A 21809-nucleotide genomic window follows, 5' to 3' on the forward strand; every position below is an offset into this window, starting at 1 on the left:
TGTTCATATTTGCTCGAAACTCATGAATATCAAGCAATAATTGACATGAAGGCTGAGTGTGACAGAGCATTGGCCCAGACGACTCCTTCGAGCCCAAGGAATCACGTGACCACCTTCGAGACCTCCCGTACTTCCGTCGAGATCGCCTCTCAGCCGGACACCTGGAGCCGCGCGGCCGAGTCCGTCGCCTCGTTCGCCGCGGTGCTGCCCCGGCGGAGCGAGCGCGTCGCGGTCGTCGGCTGCGGCACGTCCTGGTTCATGGCCCTGGCCTACGCGCAGTTGCGTGAGAGCGGCGGCCACGGCGAGACCGACGCCTTCGCGGCGTCCGAGTTCCCGCACGGCCGCGCCTACGACCGCGTCATCGCCATCACGCGCTCCGGCACCACCACCGAGGTCCTCGACCTCCTCACCCGGGTCAAGGGCAGCGTCGCCACCGGCGCGATCACCGCCGACCCCGAGACCCCCGTCATGACGAGCGCCGACGCGGTCGCCGTGCTCGACTTCGCCGACGAGCAGTCCGTCGTCCAGACCCGGTTCGCCACCACCGTCCTGGCCCTGCTGCGCGCGCACCTCGAAGCCGAGGACGCACTGCCCGCCGGAGTGCGCCCGCTCTCGCAGGCGATCCAGGACGCCGCCCGCGCCGTCGCCGAGCCGCTCGACGCCGCCGTCTGCGACGCCGAGCAGTTCACCTTCCTCGGCACCGGCTGGACCTACGGCCTCGCCCTCGAAGCCGGTCTGAAGATGCGCGAGGCGGCGGGCGCCTGGACCGAGGCCTACCCGGCCATGGAGTACCGCCACGGCCCCATCAGCATCACCGGACCCGGCCGGGCGGCCTGGCTCTTCGGTCCCGCGCCCCGCGGTCTGGCCGACGACATCGCCCGCGTCGGCGGCATCTACTCCGCCGCATCCGGCGAGCAGGCCGACGCCCTCGACCCGCTCGCCGACCTCATCCGCGCGCAGCGGCTCGCCGTCCACCTCGCCGAGGCCCGCGGCTACGACCCCGACAGCCCCCGCAACCTCACCCGCTCCGTCATCCTCCAGGGCGCCGACGTCTGATGCCGTCCGCAGTCGCCGCACCCGTCCGGCCGGTCGCGTGGACACCGTCGTCCACGCGACCGGCCGTACCGTCACCACCGCTTCGGGGAGAACACTCATGCCTCTGACCCCCACCGACGACATCATCGGACCCGCCCGAGCGGCCGCCACCGGTGTCGGCGCGTTCAACGTCGTACAGATCGAGCACGCCGAGGCGATCGTCTGCGGAGCCGAGCGCGCCGGCCTCCCGGTCATCCTGCAGGTCAGCGAGAACACCGCCCGCTACCACGGCTCCCTGGCCCCGATCGCCCTCGCCTCGCTCGCGATCGCCCGTGCCGCCGCCGTTCCGGTGGCCGTCCACCTCGATCACGCCGAGTCCGCGCCGCTCGTCCACGAGGCGGTGGAGCTCGGTTTCACCTCGGTCATGTTCGACGCGTCCAAGCTGCCGTACGCAGCGAACATCGCCGCCACCCGCGTGATCACCGATCACTGCCACCGGGCCGACGTCTGGGTCGAGGCCGAGCTCGGCGAGGTCGGCGGCAAGGACGGCGCCCACGCACCGGGTGTCCGCACCGACCCCGACGAGGCCCACGACTTCGCCCGCGCGACGGCGGTGGACGCCCTGGCCGTCGCCGTGGGGAGTTCCCACGCCATGCTCACCCGCGACGCCGTACTCGACCTCGACCTCATCGCGCGGTTGAAGGACGCGGTCGATGTGCCGCTCGTGCTCCACGGTTCCTCGGGCGTCGACGACGAGCACCTCGCCAAGGCCGTCGCGGCCGGGATGACGAAGGTGAACATCTCCACCCACCTCAACCAGCTCTTCACCCGCACAGTGCGGGAACGGCTGGACGAGTCCCCGGCCGTCGCCGACCCGCGCAAGTACCTGGGACCGGCACGGGACGCGGTGGCTGCCGAGGTGGCCCGGCTGTTGGGTGTGCTGGCAGGCCGTTGACCGGCCGTACGGCAGGCCGTTGTACGGCGAGACGGCCCGCGGTCGCCCCGCGTCAGGGCGGGACGGCGACCGCGGGCCGTCGATCGGGGGATCGCCGCCGTCAGGCGGCGGAGGCGTGCCTTCGGTGACGGTGGTACGTCAGGAGGTGAAGGACCACCTCTGATCCGTGCCGTTGTCACACGTCGCCAGGGTCAGCCTCGTGCCGTTGGCCGTGGCGGATCCGACCGGTGCCAGGCACTTGCCCCCGCTGCGGACCGAACCCTCGGGCCCGAGGGTCCACTTCTGTCCCGTGCTTGTGCTGCACGTCTGCACGGTGACGTCGGCGGCGGCCCCGCCGTCGAGGCAGACGCCGTTCAGACCGGTCAGTCGGCCGTCGGACTGGAAGGTCCACTTCTGGTTGCCGCCGCCGTGGCAGCTGTACAGCGTGGGGTACGTACCCGGCGAGGTGCTGCTGCCCGGCAGGTCCGCACAGCTGTTGGACGCGGCGTTGACCAGTGTCGTGCTGCTCGGCAGCGGTGCCGCGGTCCCGGTGGCGGAGAGCTCGCCGACGCTGGTCCACGGTCCGCGGCCGCCGGCTTCGCTGAGCGCCTTCAGCTTCAGGTACCGGCCGGTCTTGGGAGCCATCTGCACGGTGGTGCTCCCGGCGATGTCCGACAGCGTGCCGGTCGCCACCGGGCTGCCCCAGTCGGCGGTGGTCTCGGAAACGTACACCTCGTACCGGCCGATCCGGCCGTTCACTCCCCCGTCCTGCCGGGGCAGGTGGGTGAGGCTGTCCACGGTGTACCGGCTGCCGAGGTCGATCCGGATCTCGTGCGGCAGGGCCGCGGGGGTGCCGGACGACCAGGCGGTGTGCCACTGGGTGGCGGGGTTGCCGTCGATCGCGTTGCCGGCGGGCTCGGCGGCCTGCTGGCTGTCGGCCGTGGCCGTCCAGTTCGCCTTGGAGATCTGCGGCGAGACCGGGACCGGGGTGGCGGTCGGGAGGGTCGTCCCGGTCGCCTTGACGGTGAACGCGCCGGACTTGCCGCCGGCCTTGACCCACAGGATGCCGCCGCGATCGGCGGCGTCGAAGTACCAGCCGGTGGAGGCCGCGTCGTAGGCGCTCTTGGAGCTGTGGGCGGCGAGTGTGGTGGTTCCGGCGGTGACGCTGCTGGGCGCCTTCGCCGTGTGCACGCTGAACTCGTAGCCGCGGGAGGCGGGCTTGCCGGTGTAGCTGCCGTTCGCGGCGCCGACCGAGATCGTGACGTCCCCGGAGCCGGAGGCGGGCGCGGTGACGTCCACCTTCTGCTTGGAGTAGGCGCCGGTCTGGAACGCGCGGGTCTTACCGTCGTCCTCGTAGAGGGTGAAGGAGGAGGTGCCGCGCGGGTGGATGTCGTAGGTGAGCGTCGAGACGGGCTTCTCACCCGTGTAGTTCATCTGCGGCCACATCGGGACGATGCCGCCGCCCTTCACGAACAGGGGCAGCCGGTCGAGCGGAGCGTCGTACCCGTTGATCCAGCCCGGTCCCTGGTGCGTCTTGCCGGTCCAGTAGTCGGTCCAGGTGCCCGCCGGGAGGTAGATGCCGTTGCGGACGGTGGTGTCGGAGACGACCGGGGCGACGAGGAAGGAGTCACCGGCCAGGAACTGGCCGCTGGTCGCGTTGCCGCGCGCCACCGGGTCGTTCGGGTACTCCAGCACCATGGCCCGGGTGCTCGGCACACCGGTCTCGTGCGCGACGCGGCTCATGCTGTACAGGTACGGCATCAGGCGCATCTTGAGCTTGAGGTACTTGCGGTTGATCGACTGGTACGGCTCGGCGAAGCGCCAGGGCTGCTTGTCGTGGTAGCCGGCCGTCGGGCCTGTCATGCCCCACCCGGACATCGTCATGAACGCCGGGGTGAACGCCTTCCACTGCAGGTCCCGGACGAAGGTCTTGGGGCTGCCGTCGAAGATGCCGTCGACGTCTCCGGCGGCGTAGTTGTGGCCGGACAGGCCCGCACCCGCGATGGCCGGGACGTGCCAGCGCATGTCGTCCCACGTGCCGTGGGTGTCACCGGTCCACACCACGGCGTTGCGCTGGGTGCCGGACCAGCCGTCGACCGTCCACACGAAGCGGCGGGCGTCGGAGTTCTTCTCGATGCCGTCGACGGCCTGCTGGACGCCGTCGAACGCGTACTTATAGCCCTTGCCGACCCAGGCGACGTCCGTCTTGACCGCGCGGCTGCCGGAGACGCCCACCTCGTTCTTGATGTTCGCGAGGCCGCTGTCGGTCCACAGACCGGTCTTGAAGCCCTTGGCCTGCAGGCCCTGCACCGTCTGCGTGAGGTCGGTGTAGCCGCAGCCGTAGCCGTCGTTGGGCAGGAACCAGCCCGAGGGCATGTCGGCGGCGCGGGCGTCGTCCGCGTAGCCGACGACGTCCGGCGTGGTCTGGTGCCGGGCACGGTTCGGGTCGCCCCGGTAGTCGGGGTTGGACGCGTTCCAGCAGTCGGCGTTGCCGAGCTCGAAGCCCCACTGCGGCGCCATGAACGGCTTGCCGGTCACGTCGGTGTAGTCGTCGAGGACGCCCTTGAGGTTGGTGTCCACGAAGTACCAGGCGTCGAACCGGTTCTCGTTGTGCGTGAACGCGCCGGGCGCGCCGAAGTTGTACGAACCGGGAGCCCAGGTGTTGCGCATGACGCCGTAGCCCTTGGTCGACATGTAGAACGGCGCGGGGCTCGCGTTGTCGTTCTCGCGCCACTTGTTGTCGATGGCGACCGGGACGGTCTTGCCGCGCAGCGCCCACTCGCCGAGCCGCAGGCCGGTGCCGTAGAACTGCTCGTCTGCGCCCTGCGCGAGGTGCTGGGTGGTCTTCGCGCCGTCCCAGCTGGTGGGTGCGGTCTCCTGCCACACGAGGGTGCTGTTGTCCGCCCGGTAGACGGAGAACGTCAGGGGTGACTTGTTGACCCGGATGGACAGCTCGGGAGTGGTGATGCGGTAGTGCGAGCCCGCGTCGCTGTAGCTGGTCGTGACCGCGCCGAAGTCGGTCTTGATCGCGAGATCGCTCCCGGCGGGGTCGTTGGTGAACTGGCCGTCGGGCGCGAGCCAGATCCGGAAGATGTCGGACCGCGCGAACGAGATGCGGGCCTTGGCACCCGAGGACGTCGTGGCGGTGAACGTGGAACCGGACTGGCTGAAGCCGGTCACCGACCCCGCCGTGTCGGCGGCGGCGGTGCCGACCGGTCCCACGGTGGCGAGGCCGACACCGGCCACGAACGTGGCGAGTGCGGTGGCGAGGGATCTTCTGCGCCCGGGGGACTCACCCGGGCTCGAACCGTGTCTCATCAAGGCTCCCTGAGACGGTCCGGGGTGCGCGGGAACGCAGAGCCGGACTCCTTGTGGGGGATGGCGCGTAATGTACGGCACATGAAGGCATGATGAAAAGATGTGCTTCATGCGAGTTAGAATCAAGCAACATCGAACATCACTCATGCGCACGACTGCCCATGCCCGCAGGTGACCGGAAGGGTCAGGTGAGGGTGCCGGCGACGGGTCCGGTCAGAGGACCGCGATGCCGAGGGGGCGTCGGCCCGCCGGGAGCCGGTGCGTCCTGTCGGTGTCCAGGTCGACGACCGTGATGCCGTTCCAGTAGCCGTCGCGCGTGAAGCCTCCGGTGACGTAGGCCGTGCGGCCGTCCTTCGAGACGGTGACGTCCTCGTGCGGCCCGTCGAGCGGGATCACCTTCTCCTCGCCGCCCGGGCTGCGGACGGTGAGCGAGGGCCCCTCGTCGGCGGCCGGGTCGATCGGGCCCGTGCCGACGACGAGCAGCGTGCCGTCCGCGGTGATCGCGGCGCCGTGCTGGTGGGTGTTCGCGGTCATCCGCTCGGTCGACGACCTGCCGGTCTCCGGATCGACGACGACCAGTTTCTCGCCCTCGAACGGCAGCAGCAGCCGGCCGTCGGAGGGGCGTACGGCCGTGTAGTGCGGCTTGAGCCACGAGCCGAGTCCGCCCTCGGTGCCGTAGGGGGCGACCTCGATGCGGCGCGTGTCCATCGTGTCCGCGTGCACGACCGTGACGTCGAAGGAGTCGTGGTCCGTGGCGTACACCTGGGAGCCGTCGCCGGAGACATCGACATCGAAGGGGCGGCGCCCGGTGCCGGCGGTGCCGGTGACCTTCAGGGTGCGGGTGTCGATCGCCTCCAGCACGCCGTTGCCGCCGGGGACGTTGACGCCGACGTACACGTGGCGTCCGTCCGGCGCGAGCGCGATGCCCATGCCTCCGCCGCGGTACTCGCCGTACGTCGCCGGGCCCAGGTCTGCCGTCTCGTAGTGGACGAGGGCCAGGCGCGTGCGGGCGGCGGTGTCGACGACCGCGACGCCCTCGGCCGTGGCGACCCACGCGCGGCCGTCCGCGCCGACGGTCAGTCCGTAGGGCGCGGTGCCGACCTTCACCGAGTCGACGGGGCCCTTGTCCGGGTCGACGAAGGTGACGGTGTCCGCGCCGAAGTCCGTGACGAGGAGCGTGCCGTCGGCGGTCGCGGCGCGGGGCCGGGTGCCGGTGGCGCCGTCGGGGTTGGCAGTGGTGCCCGCATCGGACTCGGGCAAGGCGGCGGGCCGGGGCGGGCCGGTGGCTCCCGCGGACTCCGACGAAGTGCAGCCCGCGACCAGGGCGGCGACGGTCGCCGCGACCGCCGCCGCGGTCAGCGCGGTGCGCCGCCGCGGCACAGGGCGGCGCTCGGTACGGCCGGCCTCGGTGTGGCGCATCACCGTACGGCCCTCAGCAGGCCGGCGATCTCCGTGAAGCCGCGGCGCTCCGCGTGTTCGAGCGCGGTGACTCCGTCGCCGTCCGGGAGGTCCGGTGTGGCCCCGGCGGTGATGAGCAGTTCCACGATCTCCTGGTGCGCATGGCCGCCGTCGCCGAGGATGACCGCTTCGAGCAGCGCGGTCCAGCCGAGCCGGTTGACGTGGTCGACGTCGATGTCGGTCTCGCGGAGCAGGGCCCGTACGTAGTCGACATGGCCGCGTTCGGCGGCGGGGATCAGGGCGGTGCCTCCGAAACGGTTGCGCAGGGTGAGGTCGGGGCGGGCCGGGAGCAGGGTGCGCATCATGCGGACGCCGCCGGTGACGCCGGTGACCAGCCAGGGGCTGTCGTCGCGGTCGTCCCGCGCGTCGGGGTCGGCGCCGGCGGCGACGAGCACCTCGGCCGCCGCCACGTGGTCGCCGAGGGCGGCGAGCAGGAGCGGGGTGCGGCGGTGTTCGTCGCGCGTCTCGATGTCGGCGCCGGCGGTGAGTGCCGCGCGCACGGCATCGGCGTCGCCTTCGTCCGCGGCGGTCAGCAGGGCGCGGTCGGCAGGGGGCATGGGGGTGCTCCTCTCAGGTGGGTCAAGGTGCGTCAAGGTGCGCAGCGCGGTCAGGGTCGTCCTCATCCTCGTACGCACCGCGAGCGGCCGGCGGCGCACGGTACGAGGGCTTCCCGGGCCGGTCCGGGCACGTCCCGCTCTGAGATCCATGGTGGGCCCGCCCATGGTTCCGTCCTGTCGGTGTACCGGCCGCATGCGCCACGCGGGACGGCTGACTCGGGGGTCAACCGATCGGTTGATGTCCAGGCTGCCTGCCGGGGCCAAGGGAGATGTCTGTCCAGTTCAAGGCTGGTTCCGAGGCCGGCCGGGCGGTCGCACCTCCGGCCGCTGGGCGCAACTCGGCGGCGCCCTCCTCCGGTGGGGGGACGCCGCCATGTCATGCCTGCCCGGCCACCGCGGCCGGGCCCTGTGAACGCCGGTCAGCCGTTCATGTCCTGGTTGAAGTCCTTCTCACACGCGTCACGCTCACTCTGCGTCTCGGCGTGCTGGACGCAGTCGTTGAAGTCCTTGAACTCGTCCGAGTTGAGGATCGACGCGCCGATCGCGATGATCACGACCGATGCGATCAGGCCCAGCGCGCCGAGCACCGCGCCGATGATCGCCATCTTGCCGTGCGGCGCCCGGCCCCCACGTGCCTTGCGTGCGCCGACAATGCCGAGAATCACAGCGACCAAGCCCAGCACGATGCCGCCGAAGACGGTCCAGAACAGGAGGATCGCCGCGACGCCGAGAACGAGCGCGGCGATCGCCACTCCGTTGCTCCGCTTCACGCCCGCGGCCGGGTGGGTCTGCGCGTCGTCGTTCGGCGTCTGGGGGTGGTTGGAGAAGGACACGCCATCACACTCATCTCTGTTTCCGTTCCAACGAGTTGTCGTACGGTGCCCTTGTGCCCCGGCGCCGACAACCGATGCACCGCGGTCAGCTGATCTGGCGGCGGACCAGGTCGTGGAACAGGCCGCCCGTGTCCGCGAGCAGTTCCGCCGGCGGTCCCTGCTGGACGATCCGGCCGTCCGCCATGGCGATCACCCGGTCCGCGTCCATGATCGTGGACAGCCGGTGGGCGATCACGACGCGAGTGGCGCGCAGCGCGCGGGTGGACTCGATGACCACGCGCTGGGTTTCGTTGTCCAGCGCGCTGGTGGCCTCGTCGAAGAACAGGATGCGCGGCTTGCGGATGAGCGCCTGAGCGATCATCAGCCGCTGTCGCTGGCCGCCCGATACAGTGCCGCCGCCGTCGGACAGCATGGTGTGCATGCCCATGGGCATGGCCTTGATGTCCTCGGCCAGGCCCGCCATCGCGGCGGCCTCCCAGGCCTCCTCCAGCGAGAACGTCTCCGCGCCGCAGATGCAGTCGAGGATCGAGCCGGTGAAGGGCTGCGCGTTCTGGAGTACGACGCCGCACTGGCGGCGTACGGCTGCCTGATCGAGCGCCGCCAGGTCCTGGCCGTCGTACAGCACGCTGCCCGAGGCCGGCCTGTCGAAGCCGATGAGCAGCCGCAGCAGGGTCGACTTGCCGCAGCCGCTGGCGCCCACGATCGCGACGAACTCCCCTTCCCGCACCTGGAAGGTGACGTCGTCGAGGACCAGCGGGCCGTCGTCCGTGTACCGGTAGGACAGCTGCCGGGCCTCGACGGCGCCGGTCAGCTCGCCCGGCTGGGTGCTGGAGCCGCGTACCTCGGGGGTCTCCTGGAAGACCGGCTTGACCTGCTCGAACATCGGCAGCACGGCGGCGGCCGAGAGGAGCGCGCCGGTCAGCTGGGTGACCGCGGACAGCATCATCGTCACAGCGGTGCTGAAGGTGAGGAACTCACTCGCGGACAGCGAGCCGCGGGCCGGTCCGGCAAGCAGCATGAACATCACGAGCGTGCACAGCGGCAGATAGACCGCGTTGAGCACCGTGATGATGTTCTTGATCCGGCCGACGCGCTGCTGCAGTTCGCGGGTACGGGCGAACTCGCGTGCCCAGGCTGCGTAGGCGAAGCTCTCGGCCGCGGCGACGCGCAGCTTGGGCAGTCCGCGCAGGGTCTGGAAGGCCTGGTTGTTCAGTTTGTTGCCGAGCTCGATCAACTGCCGCTGGTAGCGCAGCTGCCACAGGCCCAGGCCCAGGAAGATCCCCGCGATGACCAGCAGCATGGCGACCGCCGCCATCGCCAGCGGCACGCTGTAGACGAGCAGTAGCACGAGGTTCATCGCGCCGACCGTGCTCGCCTGTACGGAGACCGAGCCGATGCCGGACAGGACGCGGCGGATGGAGCTGATGCTCATGGCCGCACTGGCGAGTTCGCCGGTGGAGCGGCCCGTGAAGAACTTCGGCGGCAGCCGCAGCAGCCGGTCCCACACCGCCGGTTGCAGGGTGGCCTCGATGCGGCCCTCCATGCGCAGGATGGAGATGTTCTGCAGCAGCATGAAGGCGGCCGCGACGACACTGGTCGCGATGAGCGCCAGGGCGCTCTGCACGATGAGGCTGTTCTCGGCGTTGGGCACGTACTGGCCGAGCACCTTGCCGGTGGCGATGGGCACCAGCGCGCCCAGGCCGACCGCGACCAGCCCGCCCAGGATGATGCTGCGCAGCTCGGTACGGGTGCCGCGCACACTGAAGCGCAGCAGCGCCGGCAGGCCCACCGGCCCGTCGGGCAGCGGGCGGTAGAGCATGACGGCGCGCGGTTCGAAGGCGGCCTCGTTGGCCTTGCCGACGCGCTCGCGCGTGCCGGCCGCCGGGTCGACGGCGTCGTACCCGCCGCGTCGCCACAGCAGCGCGACCGGCGTCGCGTCGTCCTCGCGCCGGCCCACCAGGGGCCCGCTGTCCTCCTGCCACCAGCGCCCGTCGAGCTTCACCACGCGGGTGCGGATCCGCGAGGCGAGCGCGACGCGTTCGACGGGGTCCAGCCGGCCGGAGGCGGCGCCGGCCTCGCTCGGCTCGGCCAGGGTGATACGGGCCTCGTCGGCGACCAGGCGGCATACGGCGAAGGTCGCGTCGTCGCTCGCTCGGCGGCCGCGGGTGTCCCGGCCGGGGCGCCCGATGGAGGCCAGCAACGCCTGGTCCGCCTGGGTACGGGCGGCCTCGCCGGCCTCGATGCCGGCCGCCGTACGGTCCTCGTGGGCGCGTTCGAGCTGCTCGATCCAGCGGTCCAGCGCGGACAGCAGCCGGTACTGCTGGTCGACCATGCCCTGCCACATCGCCGCGTCGACGAGCAGGGCGCCGGCCGCATCCGCCGCGTACGCGGCGCCGTACTGCACGCTGCCCGGCGCGATCTGCATCCACAGGATGTCGTCGTCGGCGACGCTCTGCTCGATGGTGGCGCGGCCGTCCAGCGGCGCCTGGTAGAGCACGCGCAGGCCGCGGCCGATGCCGCGTGCGAAGGCGTCCTCGAGCGGGCTCGGCGCCGCGGCGGCGTACTGCCCCTGGTCGGCGTGCCACTGCCCGGCGTAGAACTGGGCGGTGTCCCACGGGACTCCGTCCGGGGAGGCCCAGGTCTCGCCGTACCCGGGTGTCTGGCCGTACCCGGGCCGGTACAGCTCGCGCAGCTCGATGCGCCGCAGCAGGCACCCCTGCAGGGGCCGGCCGACCAGCGTGTGGTCGGGCCCTTCCACCGGGCCCAGCAGCAGCGTGCCCGCCCCCAGCCGGCCCAGGAAGTGCCAGTGGCCCAGCTGCGCCGCATCGACCGCGAAGAGGTCCAGTTCGCCGTCCACGACGAGCCACAGCACGAGCGGGCCCTCCAGGGACAGGCTGCGCATGCCGGTGCAGTCGACCGGCGTGCCCAGCGCGCCGAGGGCGGCGACGACCGGGTCGTGGGCCCCGCCCGGGTGTGCGCCGGTGACCGTCGGGGGGTGGGGGGAGGTCACGTCAGTGCTCCTTGACCAGTTCGGCGTACGGGCCGTGCGCGGCGGCCAGGTACTCGTGCCGCCCGCGTTCGACGACCCTGCCCCGGTCGAGTACGACGATCTCGTCGCTGTCGCGGACCGTGCTCAGCCGGTGCGCGATGACCACGCAGGCGCAGCCGCGGCGCCGCAGGTTGTCGATGATGAGCTGCTCGGTCACCGCGTCCAGGGCGCTGGTCACCTCGTCGAGGACCATCACGCTGGGCCGGCGCACCAGCGCCCGGGCGATCTCCAGGCGCTGGCGCTGTCCGCCGGAGAAGTTGCGGCCGTCCTGCTCGACGCGGCTGTGGATGCCGCCGGGACGGCGGGCGACCACGTCCAGTACGGCCGCGTCCTCGAGCGCGGCGGTGACGGCCTCGTCCGGGATGGAGGGGTCCCACAGGGTGACGTTGTCGCGGACGGTGCCCTCGAAGAGGAAGACGTCCTGGTCGACGAAGGAGACGGAGGCGGCCAGCGCGCCGCGCGGGATGTCCTCCAGCCGCATCCCGTCGATGCGGATGACGCCCTCCCAGGGGGCGTAGAGGCCTGCGATCAGCCGGGAGACGGTGGACTTGCCGCTGCCGGAGCCGCCGACGAGCGCGACCTGCTGCCCGGGGCCGACGGAGAGCGAGAACCCCTCCAGCAGCGGCGCGTCCAGGGGGCTGTAGCCGAAGGTGATGTGGTCCAGCTCCACATGGCCCTTGAGACGGCGGGTGCCGCCGGCGGGCTCGCGCCGTGTGTAGAGCGGGTCGACGGGGAAGTTCTCGACGTCCTTGAGGCGGGCGACGTCGGCCGCGAAGTCCTGGATCCGTCCCGCGACGCCGTTGAGGCGGGTGATCGGCGCGGTGAAGCTGGTCACCAGGGCCTGGAAGGCGACGAGCAGACCGATGGAGAGGTGCCCCTCCACCGCCCGGAGGCCGCCGATCATCAGGATCAGCGCACTGTTGAGGGCGGCCAGCGTGGGCGCGACGATCGCCAGCCAGGCGCTGGGCACGCCGAGCCGCTGCTGTACGTCGAGGGTGGTCGCGTGCTGTCCGGCCCAGCGGCGGAAGAAGCCGTTCTCGCCGCCGGTGGCCTTCATGGTCTCGATGAGCTGGAGACCGCTGTAGGAGGTGTTGGTCAGCCGGGCGATGTCGGCGCGCAGTTTCTGGGTGCCGGTGGCCCGTACGTGGATCACGATCCGCATGGCGACCACGTTGAGCAGGGCGATCAGCACACCGACGACGGTGAGCTGCGGGTCGTACGTCCACAGCAGCACCGCGTAGAGCACGACCACCACGGCGTCCACGCCCGCCGCGGCCAGGTCCCGGGCGAGGGTCTCGGCGACCGCGTCGTTGGACTGCAGGCGCTGGACCAGGTCGGCCGGGTTGCGCTGGGAGAAGAAGGTGACCGGAAGTCTGAGCAGGTGCCGCAGGAAACGGGCGCTGCCGAGGGTGGAGGAGATGATGCGTCCGCGCAGCAGGTTGGCCTGTTGCAGCGCGGTGAGGGTCGCGGACAGCACGAGGGCGACCGCCATCGACGCGAAGAGCACGCCCAGCAGGGACGTCTGTTCGCCGATGAGGAACATGTCGATGTACGTACGGCTCAGTGCCGGCACCGAGGCGCCGACGACCACCAGCAGAAGGCTGGAGATCACGGCGGCGAGCATGGTGCCCGACGTGCCGCGCAGGCGGGCCGGCATGGCGCCCATGACGCCCGGTTTGCGGCCGGTGCGGCGGAAACCGTCGTCCGGCTCGAAGGTGAGCACGACGCCTGTGAAGCTGGTGTCGAAGTCGTCCAGCGGTACGAACCGCCGTCCGTTGCCGGGGTCGTTGATGTACACGCCGCGGCGGCCGAAGCGGCGGCCCATGCCGTCGTACACGACGTAGTGGTTGAACTCCCAGAACAGGACGGCCGGGGCGGGCACCTCGGCGAGCGCCGCCAGATCCATCTGCATGCCCTTGGCCTTCAGCCCGTAACTGCGGGCGGCCTTGAGGAGGTTGCTGGCGCGGGAGCCGTCGCGGGAGACGCCGCAGGCGATGCGCAGCTCTTCCAGGGGGACGAAGCGACCGTAGTGGCCGAGCACCATGGCCAGCGCGGCGGCGCCGCATTCCACCGCCTCCATCTGCAGCACGGTGGGGGTGCGGACCGGGCGGGGCGTGCGGCCCTTGGGGGCGCGGCCCCCGGCTGCGGTCGCGGACCTGCCGCGTGCGGCGCGGCGCCCGCTGCTGCGGCCCGCCGCCGGTTCCGGACGGCGGCGGCGCGCGCCGCCCTTGGGCTCGGGGCGGTGGCGCCGGCGTCCGGCGGGGGGCGGCAGTTGGGGGGCCGCGGGCCGGGCCTGGGCCGGAGCCGCGTCGGGGCCGTGACCTTGCTGGGCATCCTCGGCGGCCCCCCGGGCGGCTTCCTGCGGGGCGGTCATGGCAGCAGCCAGTCGACGGGGCGCTGCGCGGACAGGTGGACGGCGCCGGTGACCGGCGTCGTGGAGTCGACGGCGTACGGGGGGCCGTCCGTGGAGGACCACGCGTAGCCGGACTCGGTGGCGGCGGAGCGCTCCAGCTGCACCAGCACCGCGACGGGGTTGCCCTGGCTGGCGAACTGCGCGGCGAGCCGGCTGTCGCCGAGGAAGCTGCTGATCTGCGCTTCTGTCTGGGGTGCGCGGCCGACCGCCTTGACGCGGCCGCGCAGCACACCGAACTGCTGCCGGGGGACGGACTGGACGCTCAGATCGACGGCGGCGCCCACGGGGATCGTCGAGCCGCTGCCGCCGGGCACGTACAGCATTGCCACGAGCGGGTCGTCCGGATCGTCCACCCGTTCCACGGTGGCCACGTCGGCGCCGGCCCGGACGACCGAGCCGATCTCGGCGACGAGTGACGTCACCCGGCCCCCGGCCACCGCGCGCACGGTCCGGTCGCCCTGCTCCGTACGGACCCTGAGCACCGGGGCACCGGCGGCCAGCATCCGGCCTTCCTTCACGAGGACTTCGGTGACCTGACCCGCGACCGGGCTCTGCAGCATGTAACTTCCCTCGGCACGGGTGAGAATGCCGGGCGCGCTCAGTTTGGACGACACGGAACCGGTGAGGGCCCAGAAGATCGCGACTGCCATGACGACGACCGTGACGGCCAGGACGAGCCGGCCCTGCGGACGCGCGAAACGTACCGGCAGATGGAGTTCTTCGGGCGATTGCAGCTTGGAAAGCGCCTTTTGACGGAACTGCACGGAAACTATTCCTTCAACTGGGCGACATGAACCCCGGAACGCGGGGCGCTCCGGGGTTCATGGGCATTCTCGCGGGAACGCGTGCGCACCCGTCAGATCGTGCAACGCCCCAGGCGATGAAGGCCGGTGGCGGAAATCCGCTCAGATACCGGCGATACCGGTGACGGCGGAGGTGTTGGCGTAGACGCCGGTGATGCCGGAGGCCTGGCCGACGGCCTGGCCGGCGATGCCCTGCAGGGCCTGGGTGGTCTGGAGGGAGTTCACGGCGCCGGTGACGTCGCTGGTCACGGCGCCGGCCAGGCCGCCGGAAACGCTGACAATACCGCCGGAGACGGCGTCCAGCTCCGCGTCGGCGATCTCACGGGTCTCGAGGTCGTTACGCATTACGCGCATTCCCTTCATTTGTTGGAGTACTTCTCAGTGACGTGGAGCGAGCCGCAACGAAGACGGTCCGGCCACTCCTGCGGCGCTCTCACAAGTGCCGCAGTGCGCAGATGAAAGCACGCGAACGGGGCCGCCAGCCAATCCCGTTGACGCCCCCCGACGGACACCGCGGCACGACGGACGACGGGCGTGCAGCTTCGTTCACGGAATGGTGACAACCTATTCGCAAGATCGAGTAACAGATACGCCCGGCCACCCGTCCGCACGGAACCAATACGGATGTACCTCCACCAAACGCGCGGGGCATATCCGGCAAATCGAGGGCCGGTGAAAGGGAAGTGACCCAGTCGCACACACGATGTGCAGGTTCTCCAAAAGCGCCCCTGGGTAACGGCCGCACCACACGCCGTACCTGCCTGCCCGCGCCACACGAGGCACCTTGTCGTACGGTGCTCGGGGCGGACGGGGGAGACGAGATGACGAACGGGGGCGGCCGACATGAGCTTGCTGAGGGAGATCGATGCCGCGCGCACGGGAAGCGGCGAACCGGCCCGACTGCTGGGTGAGTTCCGGCGTGCGGTGGTGCTGGTGCCGGTGTTGGACGGCGCACTGATGTCCGCCGTCCTGGGCGGTGTCCGGTGGGTCTACTCCTTCACGGACGAGGAGGCACTGGCGCGCTTCGCGGCGGCGCGTGGTTCCGTGGCGGAAGCGGAGTGGGAGTTCCTGGCGGTGCTGGGCGCACGATTGCTGGACGCGGTGGTACCCACGCTCGACGGGCCTACGGGAGTCGCGGTGAATGTGGCCGAGGAGGACGGTTCGATGATGTTTCCGCCGGTGCAGGGGATCGTGCCGGACTCTGTCGCGGTGGACGGCGAGGCCACACGGTGAGCGGTAACGGCGGGGACGAGGACCTGAGGGTCGATCCCGCGGCGGTCAAGAACATCACCGAGGGCCTGCGGGGCGCGGTCGCGGAGTTGCGCGAGGTCGGCACGGCGTCCGATGCCTCGATGGGCGCCGGGTTCGAGTCGTTGGCCCTGACGGGGATGGAGGCGGGCCACCCCGAGCTGGCCGGGGATTTCGAGGACTTCTGCGAGCGCTGGGAGTGGGGTGTGCGGGCGCTGGTGCAGGACGCGAGCACGCTGGCGGCGCAGCTGGGGATAGCGGCCGGGACGCTGTGGGAGGAGGACCAGTACATCCAGGGCTCCTTCAAGGTGGCCGCCAATGCGGCGTGGGGCAATCCGCATCTGAGCGAGGACGAGGTGGAGAAGAAGTCCTGGGGAGGAGTCTTCTCAGCTGACACCTACACCCCGGACTACAGCGCGCAGTCGTTCGACGAGCTGCGATCGGACGCGGCCCAGACGTGGCAGGACACCGGCCGGACCGTGTCGACCGAGGGCCGGATCGGCAGCCTCAACGACCTGGTGATGGACACGGCCGGAATCGATGAGCAGACGCGGGAGCGGGCGCTGGACCAGGCTTTCGGTCCGTCGCCGGAGGAGCGGGCGAAGGCCCAGCAGCAGGGTGAGACCGGGGGAAGCAACTGATGGGCGAGTGGACACCGGACTGGCTGGAAGACGCCGCGGAAGGCGTGGCCGAGACCACCGGTGAGGTGGTCGAGTGGGCCGGCGGCAAGACGGCCGACGCGGTTGAGGGCGCCGGCTGGCAGGGTGGCGCCAACTTCGTCCGGGACAAGAGCGGTTCGGTGGCGAACTATCTGGGTGCCGATGTCGCCGAACCCGAACTGGGACAGACAGACGATCCCAAGAAGCTGGTCCACGGCAGTGTGGACAAGCTCAGGTCGACGGTCGCGCACTTGAAGGACTTCCGGAGCTCGTTCGACAAGGTCGGCAACGGCATCAAGGGCCTCGACACGGAAGGCTTCAAGGGCGCCTCGGCCACCGCCTTCCGCGAGACAGTCGCCAAGGAGCCACCGAAGTGGTTCAAGGCTGCGGACGCCTTCGAGAAGGCCGCAGGAGCGCTGGGCCGGTTCGCCGACACGGTGGAGTGGGCACAGGGCCAGGCGCAGGAGGCGATCGAGGAGTACAGGAAGGCGAAGAAGACCTCCGACGACGCCCGCGCCGTCCACATGTCGGAGGTCAGGGCGTACCTGGACGCGCCGGACGACGACAAGCCGACAAAGCCGGGCGTGTTCTCCGACCCCGGGACTGCAGGGATGACAGCCGCCGAGGAGAAGCTCGCCGAAGCCCGCCGCCAGCGCGACGAGGCCGCGGGCACGGCCCAGTCCGCCGTACGGGCGGCCCGGGACGCGGCCCCCGCCAAACCCTCGTACCGGGAGCAGCTCGAAGACGGTTTGGTGGCCATGACGCTGGACGCCAACCATGTGGTCGGAGGCATGGTCAAGGGCACCGCCGGCATCGTGAGTTTCGCCCGCGGGGTGAATCCCCTGGACGTGTACAACCTGACGCACCCGGCCGAGTACGCGATGAACCTCAACCGCACCGCGGCCGGTCTGGTCACCGCCGCGAACGACCCGGTGGGCACCGCGAAGACCATGATCGACGAATTCCGCAAGGACCCGCAGGAGGGTGCCGGCAAACTCCTGCCGGAGCTCGCCGGCACCCGCGGCCTGGGCGCCGCCAAGAAGGCCGCGGGCATCGCCAAGCACCTCCCGGACGGACAAGGGCGCCGCACCCTGAACGAGGACGGCACGAAGGGCCACGAGACCCCGGACAACCAGAAGACCTGCAAGGACACCGACCCGGTCGACCTGGCGACGGGCAGAATGTTCCTCCCGCAGACAGATGTCGTCCTTCCTGGTGTCCTTCCGCTGGCCTTCACCCGCCGTGCGGAATCCGGCTACACGGCCGGTCGCTGGTTCGGGCCGTCCTGGTCCAGCACCGCCGACCAGCATCTCGAAGTGGACGCCGAGGGTGTCGTGTTCATCGCGGAGGACGGCCTGCTCCTGGCCTACCCCCACCCGGCACCAGGCGTCCCCACGTTGCCTGTCGACGGTCCTCGATGGCCACTGGAGCGCACACAGGACGGCGGCTACATCCTGACCAACCCCAGTACCGGGCACGTCCGGCATTTCATCGATCCGCCCGGCGGCGGCGACGGCGTGGCGCCGATCGTCCAGATCTCCGACCGCAATCACAACTTCGTCACCTTCGAGTACGACTCCGAAGGCACACCCACCGCAATCGTGCACAGCGGCGGCTACCACTTGCAGCTGATCACGGAGGACGGCAGGATCACCTGCCTGTCGCTCGCCGACGGACCGGAGATACTCCGCTACGGCTACACCGACGGCCATCTCACCGAGGTCATCAACTCCTCCGGACGGCCATTCCGATTCACGTACGACGCCGCAGGACGCATCACCTCCTGGACGGACACCAACAACAGTCGCTACGACTACGCCTACGACGACCGCAACCGATGCATCGCCGAAGCCGGCGAAGCCGGCCACATGAGCCTGCGCCTGTCCTACGACGACATCGACCCCGACACGGGACTGCGCGTCACCACGGCTACCACCGGCAGCGGTCATGTGCGCCGGTACCTGATCAACGACGCTTGCCAGGTCGTCGCGGAAATCGATGCGAACGGCTCGATCACGCGATCCGAGTGGGACCGGTTCAACCGGCTGTTGTCCAGGACCGACCCTCTCGGCCGTACGACCTCCTTCCGCCGTGACACGGACGGACTGCTGATCTCCGTCCTCCGTCCGGACGGTCACGAGGTGTCGACGGAGTACAACGCGACCGGGCTCCCTGTCAGCATTGTCAATCCCGATCGGAGCAAATGGCGGCAGACGTTCGACGAGCGCGGCAACCGCACCTCGGTAACCAACCCCGCCGGCGCGACGACTGCGTTCACATACAACGCGGCGGGCCACCTCACGTCGGTGACCGACGGCCTCGGTTGCGTCACTCGTATTCGCTGCAACGGAGCCGGATTGCCCGTGGAGATCACGGACCCACTCGGAGCCACTACACACTATGAGCGGGACGCCCTCGGCCGTGCGGTCACCATTTGCGACCCCTTGGGCAACGTCACCCGCCTGGCCTGGACGGTCGAAGGCAATCTTGCGAAGCGCACCGAGCAAGACGGCTCCGAACAGACCTGGGCCTACGACGGTGAAGGCAACTGCACCAGCCACACCGACGCGCTCGGTCGCGTCACGCGCTTCGAGTACGCCCACTTCGACCTGCTGACAGCCCGGACAGGTCCGGACGGCGTCCGGTACGAGTTCACGCACAATGCCGAACTGCGCCTCACCTCGGTCACCAATCCGCAGGGACTGAGCTGGAGTTACGAGTACGACCCGGCTGGCCACCTGATCTCCGAGACCGACTTCGACGGCCGCACACTCACGTACACCCACGACGCCGCCGGCCGACTCACGGCCCGCACGAATGGCCTGGGCCAAAGCATTCGCTTCAAGTACAACGCGCTCGACAAGCGGGTAGAGAAGAACGTGGACGGTGCCGTCACGCAGTACGAGTACGACCTCTCGGACCGGCTGGTCATGGCGACCGGCCCCAGCTCGAGCCTCATGTACGTGCGTGACCGCGCCGGGCGCATACGAACGGAAGCGGTAAACGACCGCAGGCTCACCTACACCTACGACAAGCTGGGTCGCCGGACCACGCGCACGTCTCCGACCGGCGCGGTCAGCGAATGGTCCTACGACTCGGCCGGCAACTGCATCAAGCTCACCACCTCAGGCCGCACGCTGTCGTTCGCGCACGACGCAACCGGGCGGGAACTCACCCGCCGGATCGGCGAGACCATCACCCTGACGCACGACGTCGACGAACTCGGCCGCCTGACCAGTCAGCACGTCACCGGCCCAGACGGCCGCACTCTCCAACGCCGGGGCTACAGCTACCGCGCGGACGGCAACCTCGTTGGCATCGAGGACCAGTTGTCCGGCGCCCGCCGCTTCGACCTCGACTCGGCCGGCCGCGTCACTGCCGTCCACGCAGCGGGCTGGAACGAGCACTACGCATACGACGAGGCGGGTAACCAGACCCAAGCGTCGTGGCCCGCATCTCACCCCGGCCACGACGCCACGGGACCCCGCCTCTACACCGGTACCCGAATCGCCCGCGCCGGCAACGTCCGCTACGAACACGACGCCCAAGGCCGGGTGGTTCTGCGCCAGAAGACGCGCCTCTCACGCAAGCCCGCCTCCTGGCGCTACGAATGGGACGCCGAGGACCGCCTCACTTCCCTCACCACACCAGACGGCACCCGCTGGCGTTACCAGTACGACCCTCTCGGCCGCCGCACAGCCAAGCAACGTCTGGCCGCCGAAGGCGAAATCGTCCTCGAGCAAGTGGACTTCACGTGGGACGGCACCACCCTGTGCGAGCAAACCACAAACTGCGCCGACCTCCCCCACCCGGTCACCCTCACCTGGGACCACAACGGCCTGCACCCCCTGTCCCAGACGGAACGCATCATCAGCGCAGACCAGGAAGAAATCGACCGCCGATTCTTCGCCGTAGTCACCGACCTGGTCGGCACACCAAGCGAACTCATCGACGAGCGTGGCGACATTGCCTGGCACACCCGCGCCACCCTGTGGGGCGCTACCACCTGGAACACAGACGCCACCGGCTACACTCCCCTGCGCTTCCCCGGCCAGTATTTCGACCCCGAGAGCGGTCTCCACTACAGCATCTTCCGTCACTACGATCCTGAAACGGCTCGCTTTCTCTCACCTGACCCCTTGGGGCTGACGCCCGCCCCGAATCCTGTCGCCTATGTTGACAACCCGCACGGCTGGACAGACCCCCTCGGGCTCGCGCCGGATGTATGCCCCCAGAAGGTAGGGCGTTCCAAGGAGGAGGCGAAATCCACTGCTCTGCGGCAAGCCGGCATTCCCGAAGGCACCGAGCCGTTCGACGTCAATGACTATGTTCCGGCCACCGGCCCGGAATGGGCGGGCGCGAAACAACTGATAGGCCCAGACCACCAACCGATCTTCTATCGTGAAGAATGGTACGAAGCACCCAACGGAGACATCGTCGTTTACCAGGATCACTGGTTCGGTCACCAAGAGCCCGGCACACCGGGCCACCAAGGACCACATGTGCATGTACGTCCATACGACAACACGAGGAATGGACAGATCCCCGGAACCGAGGAGCATTACTACTATGACCTGGACTGAGTTCCTCCGGAATCCCGAGGTGTTCACACCGTTCTACGACACCGTTCCGGATCTCTCGAATATCCGGTTGCGATCAATTCACCTTGACCGGCGAGGCCCTACCGTCACTCTGAGGCTGGATTTCCCACGACTTCCGGATCGAATGCCGAAAGAATGGGGCGAGGGCGCCGGAGATACCCTGCAGTGTCACGTCCAGTTCCTGGCAGTGGAACACTTCACGCTGCAGCATTGGGACCCACCGGTGACAGCGGCCCGCATCAGCCTGAGGCCCAGGGCAGAACATCGCGTGGGCGTGGAGACGACTGGCGACGGTGTCACCCTGTCGTTTGAGTGCAGCGATTCACTGCTCGCCGGGCACATCGGCATGTTCAGCCGCGACACCGACGGCAGCGACACCGGCACCCACCACTTCGCCCGCAAGCTCGACTCCATTCGGTACACATCAATTCCACCGACGTACGAAAAGGCCTTCTATGAACGCGTCTGACTGGCCAGAATTCTTGGCACATCCCGGCGCAATTCGCGAATTGTACGAGACGCCACCCCCTCTGGAGTCCTGCGACCTGTTCTATCTCCACATCGACGAGCGCCAGACGTCTGTCACTCTTGGATTCGACACCCGACACCTCCCCACGACTCCTCACACGGATGGACAGGAACAGCACTTCAACATGTTCGAATTCTACCTTGAATTCAAGCATGTGACCGATCTTCGGATTGCAGGATGGACTGGGCAGCCGCATCACGATTTCTCGTTGACTCGGCAGGAAGGCGATCGGATCGCGGTTTCACTGAGGAGTGCAGGACAGAGCATGACCCTCCTCGCCCGCGAGGTGTCGCTCGCACACAGCCGCGCCTATCTCGCCGGAAGCTTGTAGCTGGGACTGCAGGGGAGGAGGCCAGGCGCACTCGCGGGCAC

Annotated in this window: 15 protein-coding genes; 7 read left to right on the forward strand and 8 right to left on the reverse strand. The window is 69.7% G+C overall.

The annotated features are described in order from the left end of the window. Positions 1-105: 105 nt before the first annotated feature. Positions 106-1056 (forward strand): SIS domain-containing protein, encoded by a 951-nt coding sequence (locus ACWV17_RS02280; protein WP_455358255.1) that lies wholly within the window; start codon positions 106-108, stop codon positions 1054-1056. Between the two features lie 97 nt (positions 1057-1153). Next, positions 1154-1990 carry a class II fructose-bisphosphate aldolase gene (locus ACWV17_RS02285; RefSeq protein WP_455358256.1) on the forward strand — a complete coding sequence of 279 codons (837 nt, stop codon included), beginning with the start codon at positions 1154-1156 and terminating at the stop codon, positions 1988-1990. Between the two features lie 138 nt (positions 1991-2128). On the opposite strand, the gene ACWV17_RS02290 is transcribed toward ACWV17_RS02285, so the two are convergent. The 8 genes from ACWV17_RS02290 to ACWV17_RS02325 form a co-directional block, all read right to left on the reverse strand. Further along, positions 2129-5287 carry a TIM-barrel domain-containing protein gene (locus tag ACWV17_RS02290; protein WP_455358257.1) on the reverse strand — a complete coding sequence of 1053 codons (3159 nt, stop codon included), beginning with the start codon at positions 5285-5287 and terminating at the stop codon, positions 2129-2131. A 213-nt stretch (positions 5288-5500) separates the two neighbouring features. Then, positions 5501-6706, reverse strand: a complete 1206-nt coding sequence (locus tag ACWV17_RS02295) for a hypothetical protein (protein ID WP_455358258.1) — start codon at positions 6704-6706, stop codon at positions 5501-5503. Beyond that, positions 6706-7302 (reverse strand): ankyrin repeat domain-containing protein, encoded by a 597-nt coding sequence (locus ACWV17_RS02300; protein ID WP_455358259.1) that lies wholly within the window; start codon positions 7300-7302, stop codon positions 6706-6708. The genes ACWV17_RS02295 and ACWV17_RS02300 overlap by 1 nt, the downstream gene beginning before the upstream one ends. Positions 7303-7721: 419 nt before the next feature. Continuing rightward, entirely contained in the window at positions 7722-8135 is a 414-nt protein-coding gene (locus ACWV17_RS02305) for a DUF4190 domain-containing protein (protein WP_455352138.1), read from the reverse strand. Positions 8136-8220: 85 nt separating this feature from the next. Beyond that, complete coding sequence (locus ACWV17_RS02310; RefSeq protein WP_455358260.1) at positions 8221-11145, reverse strand: NHLP bacteriocin export ABC transporter permease/ATPase subunit; 2925 nt, start codon at positions 11143-11145, stop codon at positions 8221-8223. A gap of 1 nt (position 11146) precedes the next feature. Continuing rightward, positions 11147-13558, reverse strand: coding sequence for an NHLP family bacteriocin export ABC transporter peptidase/permease/ATPase subunit (locus tag ACWV17_RS02315; RefSeq protein ID WP_455358261.1), 2412 nt, complete (start codon positions 13556-13558; stop codon positions 11147-11149). Then, complete coding sequence (locus ACWV17_RS02320) at positions 13555-14361, reverse strand: HlyD family efflux transporter periplasmic adaptor subunit (protein WP_455358262.1); 807 nt, start codon at positions 14359-14361, stop codon at positions 13555-13557. Before ACWV17_RS02320 ends, ACWV17_RS02315 begins: the two co-directional genes overlap by 4 nt. A gap of 141 nt (positions 14362-14502) precedes the next feature. Then, positions 14503-14745, reverse strand: coding sequence for a hypothetical protein (locus tag ACWV17_RS02325; protein ID WP_455358263.1), 243 nt, complete (start codon positions 14743-14745; stop codon positions 14503-14505). A 498-nt stretch (positions 14746-15243) separates the two neighbouring features. On the opposite strand from ACWV17_RS02325, the gene ACWV17_RS02330 reads away from it, so the two are divergent. Genes ACWV17_RS02330 through ACWV17_RS02350 form a run of 5 tightly spaced genes read left to right on the forward strand, consistent with a single transcriptional unit; the run spans position 15244 to position 21768 of the window. Then, entirely contained in the window at positions 15244-15633 is a 390-nt protein-coding gene (locus ACWV17_RS02330; RefSeq protein WP_455358264.1) for a hypothetical protein, read from the forward strand. Beyond that, complete coding sequence (locus tag ACWV17_RS02335) at positions 15630-16289, forward strand: hypothetical protein (RefSeq protein WP_455352132.1); 660 nt, start codon at positions 15630-15632, stop codon at positions 16287-16289. Before ACWV17_RS02330 ends, ACWV17_RS02335 begins: the two co-directional genes overlap by 4 nt. Continuing rightward, the gene (locus ACWV17_RS02340) at positions 16289-20890 is read left to right on the forward strand and encodes a putative T7SS-secreted protein (protein ID WP_455358265.1); all 4602 of its coding nucleotides are present in this window, start codon (positions 16289-16291) and stop codon (positions 20888-20890) included. Before ACWV17_RS02335 ends, ACWV17_RS02340 begins: the two co-directional genes overlap by 1 nt. After that, positions 20877-21377: an Imm50 family immunity protein gene (locus ACWV17_RS02345; RefSeq protein WP_455358266.1), complete on the forward strand. Its 501-nt coding sequence runs from the start codon at positions 20877-20879 to the stop codon at positions 21375-21377. The genes ACWV17_RS02340 and ACWV17_RS02345 overlap by 14 nt, the downstream gene beginning before the upstream one ends. After that, positions 21364-21768 (forward strand): Imm50 family immunity protein, encoded by a 405-nt coding sequence (locus ACWV17_RS02350; protein ID WP_455358267.1) that lies wholly within the window; start codon positions 21364-21366, stop codon positions 21766-21768. Before ACWV17_RS02345 ends, ACWV17_RS02350 begins: the two co-directional genes overlap by 14 nt. The last annotated feature ends 41 nt before the right edge of the window (positions 21769-21809 follow it).

Source organism: Streptomyces mabaensis (assembly GCF_053763515.1).